The organism is Acetivibrio ethanolgignens (genome assembly GCF_001461035.1).
Classification (GTDB): domain Bacteria; phylum Bacillota; class Clostridia; order Lachnospirales; family Lachnospiraceae; genus Velocimicrobium; species Velocimicrobium ethanolgignens.
The window spans coordinates 1-6,286 of the sequence record NZ_LNAM01000008.1; the positions used below are offsets into that span (position 1 = coordinate 1).

At 37.8% G+C, this 6,286-nt stretch carries 4 protein-coding genes; 3 read left to right on the plus strand and 1 reads right to left on the minus strand.

The features are described from left to right. Window positions 1-147: 147 nt before the first annotated feature. The 3 genes from ASU35_RS01400 (at window position 148) to ASU35_RS19585 (ending at window position 5,192) form a co-directional block, all read left to right on the plus strand. Complete coding sequence (locus tag ASU35_RS01400) at window positions 148-3,063, plus strand: type I restriction endonuclease subunit R (RefSeq protein ID WP_058351341.1); 2,916 nt, start codon at window positions 148-150, stop codon at window positions 3,061-3,063. A 64-nt stretch (window positions 3,064-3,127) separates the two neighbouring features. After that, window positions 3,128-4,093 (plus strand): site-specific tyrosine recombinase/integron integrase, encoded by a 966-nt coding sequence (gene xerA, locus ASU35_RS01405; RefSeq protein WP_058351342.1) that lies wholly within the window; start codon window positions 3,128-3,130, stop codon window positions 4,091-4,093. A 73-nt stretch (window positions 4,094-4,166) separates the two neighbouring features. Next, on the plus strand, window positions 4,167-5,192 hold the full coding sequence (locus ASU35_RS19585) for a restriction endonuclease subunit S (protein WP_058351343.1): 1,026 nt from the start codon (window positions 4,167-4,169) through the stop codon (window positions 5,190-5,192). A 275-nt stretch (window positions 5,193-5,467) separates the two neighbouring features. Here the strand turns inward: ASU35_RS19585 and ASU35_RS01415 are convergent. Continuing rightward, window positions 5,468-6,286, minus strand: an 819-nt coding sequence (locus ASU35_RS01415; protein ID WP_058351344.1) for an IS91 family transposase, incomplete at its 5' end; no start/stop codon positions are given.

Here is a 6,286-nt window from a genome sequence, read left to right on the forward strand (position 1 = left end):
AATTGTCTATGCAAGAAGAGTTTGTTTTTATTGCAAGGCAGAGCGATAAATCAAAATTTGAATTACAGGATGCCATTGATAACCTAGATGCGTTAAGTAAGAAGATCATTGCAGAAAATTTGATTGCTGCAGGAAAGGAGTAAGTCTATGTCACAGTTTAATGAAGATAATACAGTTGAACAGCTGTTTATTGATAGTTTAAAAAAGAATGGTTGGAAGTATATACCTGCTGACCAGTTACCACGCGATTTGACTGATGTTATGGTTGAACCAATGGTGAAAGATGCGCTGATAAGGTTAAATCCGGAGATAGCAGAGGAACCTGCAAGAGCAGACGAGGTGATTTACAAGCTTCGTGCTATGTTGCAGCCATTTCCACATGATAACCTAGTGTCTCAAAATGAGGCTTTTAAGAAAAAGCTGTTTGAAGAGAACTCATATCCATTTGGTAAAGATGGTAAGCCTACGCCTATTACGTATTTTGGAACAATGACAAAAGAACAGTTGGCAAAAAACGAATATGTTGTAACAAATCAGTGGGTATATCCATCTGTGGAAAATGGTAAGAGGCTAGATATAGTTCTTTTGATTAATGGATTTCCGGTTGCTATTGGAGAACTTAAAACTCCTGTTCGTAATGCTATCACATGGCTTGATGGAGCACAGGATATTGTGGATTACGAGAAATCTATACCAGAAATGTTTGTTCCAAACGTATTTAATTTTGCAGCTGAAGGAAAGTGCTACAGATATGGATCTGTAAATATGCCTTTACCTAAGTGGGGACCATGGCATACACCTGATCATAAAACAGAAGGAAGTTTGGCAGATGTACGCATTAGTATTACGGATATGATAACCCCGGAAAAGGTAATGGATATTATGCAGTTCTTTACCTTATTCTCAACGGATAAGAAGCATAGAAAGATTAAGGTTATCTGTAGATATCAGCAGTATGAGGCTGCAAATCTTATAGTTGAGCGTGTTAAAGCAGGATACCCAAAGCAGGGACTTATCTGGCATTTCCAAGGCTCAGGTAAATCTTTGTTGATGGTATTTGCTGCACAAAAGCTTCGTATGATTCCTGAACTTAAAAATCCAACGGTAGTTATTGTGGATGACCGTATCGATTTGGAAACACAGATAACAGGAGATTTTAATGCTGCAGATATTCCGAATTTACAGTCTCTTGGAACCAAGGAAGAGTTGATGAACTTCTTTGAACAGGATATGCGTAAGATTGCAATTACAACAATTTTTAGATTCGGAGATGTTGCGAAGGCACTCAATATGCGTGATAACATTATATTGATGGTCGATGAGGCACATCGTACACAAGAAGGTGATCTTGGAGAAAAAATGCGTCTCGCATTGCCTAATGCATTCTTCTTTGGGTTAACTGGTACACCTATTAATAGACTTGATAAGAATACATTTAAGACATTTGGTGCTATTGAAGACAAGAGCGGATATATGAGTAAGTATTCTTTCTCGGATTCTATCAGAGATAAGGCGACACTCCCACTTAACTTTGAACCAGTTCCTATTGACCTTCATGTAGATAAGGATTCTCTGGATCAGGCATTTGATGAATTAACAGATGGTCTTTCTGATGAAGACAAGGGCGAGCTTTCAAAAAATGTAACAATGAAGGCTATTATGTATGATCGCAAGCGTATTAAGAAAGTCTGCGAACATATTGTAAATCATTTTAAGACAAAGATTGAGCCCAATGGATACAAGGGACAGATAGTAGTTTATGATCGTGAATGCTGTTTGATGTACAAGGAGGAGCTTGATAAACTTTTACCAGAAGAGGCATCAACAATTGTAATGCATACAAACAATGATAAAGAGGACCGCTACAAGAAATATCGTAGAAACAGAGACGAGGAAGCTAAAGTTTTAGATCAATTCCGTGATAAGGATCATCCGCTAAAATTTGTAATTGTTACTGCAAAGCTTCTTACCGGTTTTGATGCTCCTATTTTACAGGCGATGTACCTAGATAAGCCGATGAAGGACCACAATCTTTTACAGGCAATTTGTCGAGTTAATAGAACTTACGATGAAGGTAAGACTAATGGTCTTATAGTAGATTATATTGGAATCTTCGATAATGTTGCAAAAGCTTTGAATTTTGATGAAGCCGGAATGAAAAAAGTTATCACAAATATAGAAGAAGTTAAGAAACAGGTTCCGGCCTTAATGCGTAAGTGCTTAAGTTACTTTATGGGAGTTGATCGTACTGTTGAAGGCTGGGAAGGTTTATTGGCAGCGCAGGAGTGTATTCCTACAAATAAAGATAAGGATGAATTTGCTGCGGATTATAGAGTATTAAACAAGGCATGGAATGCGTTATCACCAGATCCGTTTTTGGAGCCATTCAAATTTGATTATGTATGGTTAAGTAAAGTGTATGAATCAGTAAAGCCTACCGATAACAGAGGAGCACTTGTTTGGGCTGCACTCGGAGCAAAAACACTTGAGCTAGTTCATCAGAATATTGAAATCGGTGCAGTTCACGACGACATGGATATTCTTACGTTAGATGCTTCTTTGATTGATGAGTTTATAGAGAAGCAAAAGGATATCAAGAAGACTACAATGAAGGTTGAGATTGACCTTGTAGCCAAAATTCAGAAGCACAGTGATGATCCTAAGTTTAAGAAGTTAGGTGAAAAATTACAGGAACTTCGTGATAAACATGAACAAGGACTTATTACCAGTATTGAATTTCTTAAGCTTTTGTTAGAATTGGCTAGAGATGCTGCAAAGGCAGAAAAGGAAGTAGTTCCAGAGGAAGAAATTGATCGAGGTAAGGCAGCACTGACTGAATTGTTTAACGGATTAAAAACAGAGAGTACGCCTGTCATTGTAGAGCGAATTGTTAATGATATTGATGACATTGTTAAAATTGTACGCTTTGATGGTTGGCAGAAAACTACTACCGGTAAAAATGAGGTTAAAAAAGCGCTGCGTAGCGTTATTTGGATCAAATACAAAATTAAAGACAAAGAAGTCTTTGATAAAGCCTATAACTACATTGAGCAGTATTATTAATTTTCGCATAGTAACTAATAAATAATTAGTGGAGCAGGATGTCGGTAAAGAAAGGATAAACTATATGAATGCAACACTAATGAAAGAAATAGAACAGAGAATGGAAAAATATCTGAATCAGGAACAGAAGGATAATCTTCATAGGATATTGGGGGAATATGTTACTGTTCCTGATGAGGACAGAAACAAGCCGGAGGATTTAGTTCAGTTATTTATTGCTGCAAAACGTGTTGAGGGATGTTCCAGCAAAACAGTTAAGTATTATGAGACTACAATTAGGAATGCTATTGAGAAAATTGAAAAGAATATAGTACAGATTACAACGGATGATCTACGAATTTATCTTGATAATTATCAGGAAAACAATAAAATCAGTAAAGTTACAATAGACAATATTCGTAGGATTTTATCTAGTTTTTTTGCATGGTTGGAAGATGAGGACTATATTTTGAAAAGTCCAGTAAGGCGTATCCATAAAGTGAAAACCTGCAAAACTGTTAAGGAAACATATTCTGATGAGGCGTTGGAAATGATGCGCGATGAATGTGATGGAATCAGAGACTTGGCACTTATCGATTTGCTGGCTTCGACCGGTATGCGTGTTGGAGAACTTGTTAAATTAAATAGAAGTGATATTGACTTTCAAAGCAGGGAGTGTGTTGTTCTTGGAAAGGGAAATAAGCAGAGAAAGGTTTATTTTGATGCTAGGACAAAACTACATTTGAAAAAATATCTGGAATCCAGAGAAGATAATAATGAAGCGTTGTTTGTTTCGTTACAAAAGCCATTTAACAGGTTGTTGATAAGTGGAGTAGAAATAAGACTTCGTGAACTTGGTAACAAGCTAAATATTAATAAAGTACATCCACATAAATTTAGAAGGACATTGGCCACGGTTGCCATTGATAAGGGCATGCCTATAGAACAGGTTCAGCAGCTTCTTGGCCATCAATCTGTTGATACTACATTGCAGTATGCGATGGTGAATCAAAATAATGTTAAGGAGTCTCATAGGAAGTATCTGGGGTAAATTAATCGCAATTTATCGGGCTGGTAAAAGCTAGAAAAATGCACATTTCACAGGAATTAAGGAGGTGTGCATAATGGCAGTTTATAGGTTTGAAGATATAGCAATTAATAGCACAGAAAAGAAGAAACCTGTGGAAGAAGATAAGTATACATATTTAGGACTAGAACACCTGGATCCAGACAGTATATATGTTACACGATTTGGTGCAGACATTGCGCCAAAGGGAGAAAAGCTATTAATGAAAAAGGGCGATGTCTTGTTTGGAAAAAGACGAGCTTATCAAAAGAAGGTTGCAATTGCACCTTTTGATGGTATATTTTCTGCACATGGTATGGTATTAAGACCAAATGAAAAAGTCATCGATAAGGATTTTTTCCCGCTTTTTATTAAGTCAGATTATTTCCTGGATGAGGCGATAAAAATTTCTGTAGGATCTTTGTCACCTACGATTAACTGGAGAGATCTGAAGGAACTTAGGTTTTCACTTCCGAGTTTGGAGGAACAGAAGAAATTAGCACAAGTGTTGTGGTCGATATATGAGACAAAGGAAGAGTATAAAAAGCTTATAAAAGCAACTGATGACCTCGTTAAGTCGCAATTTATCGAGATGTTTGGAAATCCTAATGAGCCTACTGATCCAGTGCCATTTGAACAGGCTTTTACTATCAGGGATGATTTAAGAAAGCCAATCAATGATACTGTTAGGGCTGATATGCATGAGGAGGCGGAATATCCGTATTACGGGGCTAATGGACAAGTAGATACCATTAATGAATATTTGATGGATTGTACTGCTTTATGTTTGGCAGAAGATTGCGGATCATATGGTCCAGGCGAGAAAACCTCGTATATTGTGTATGGAAAATGCTGGGTAAATAATCATGCACACGTTTTGATACCAAAAGAAAACTGCAATATTAGATATGCAAATGCCTTTTTCAGAGTTCTTGATATGTCTGCCTATGTATCTGGAACTACGAGATTGAAATTGACGCAGGGTAAAATGAAAGAAATACCTATTGTGTTGCCAGATATTGAGCTACAAATGCAGTTTGCAGATTTTGTTGACCAGAGCGATAAATCAAAATTTTACGGGTAAATTCTTTAGGTTACAATCGATGATGGGGTAAACGAAAAAGCAGTTTTGACATTGCAGAGAACTGCCCCTTCGTTTACACCATTTTCGATTTGACCTAATTGAACAAAGTGAGCGTCCGGGTAGCCGCAACCTATGGACTTTCAATTCTTTGTTCCTGTCCATGATTATATATGATTCTCGGTATGAAAGCTACAACATTTTATAAAAAACAGGCAAATGGGCATGACGATAAAACCTCAGAAACTGAGGCTTTTGAAAGTATTAGATGTTGCTCTTTAACAGCGCAGTGGCATTCTCATCTGTGGCTTTCCGAGATGCCCACCACATGCTTTACACACACAAACTTTGATGCCATAAAGATGTTCCAATATTTCAGGCATTTCCATGTCACGAAGCTTTGAAAGATACTTTTTACATCCAAGTAAATTTCTGCAAAGGGTGAGCTTCTGGCTTTTAGTACGGGAACATAGCAGTCCGTAGTGCCTGATGCGGACAAAACGCCTTGGTGGTACATGCATGAGAAACCGCCGGACAAACTCTACACCCGAAATGGTCAGTTCCTTCCACTGTCCCTCATTACGGTAATCCTTTACTGAAAAGGTAACAGTATCATCATCCATGCGGATAATGCGATGATTGCTGATGGCAATACGGTGGGTGTATCTTCCGAGGTAATTAATCACAGACTGCGCACCATTGAAAGTCTTTTTACAATGAGGTACCCAGTCTGTACCATAACAAGAATTCAAGAGTTCCTTGAATGTATAATGGTTATGGAACTTTTCAGCAGTACCATGAAATACAAGTTTATCCTCTTCCCACAGCCTCTTTAGTTCCTCCAGATATTTTCCGCGGAACACTTTAGAAATGACTTGGATGGGAAGAAAGAAATTTTCGCCATTGTCCATCCACCGGTTGTTGGAAGTTAGTCCTCCACCCAGCAGGATGGTATGAATGTGGGGATGAAAGTTCATTTCAGAACCCCAGGTATGTAAAATACAGATATGACCGACTTTTGCACCAAGATACTTTGAGTCGGCAGCCAGTTCACTGATGGTTGCGGAAGCTGCATGGTATAAGGCATCATAAAGGAG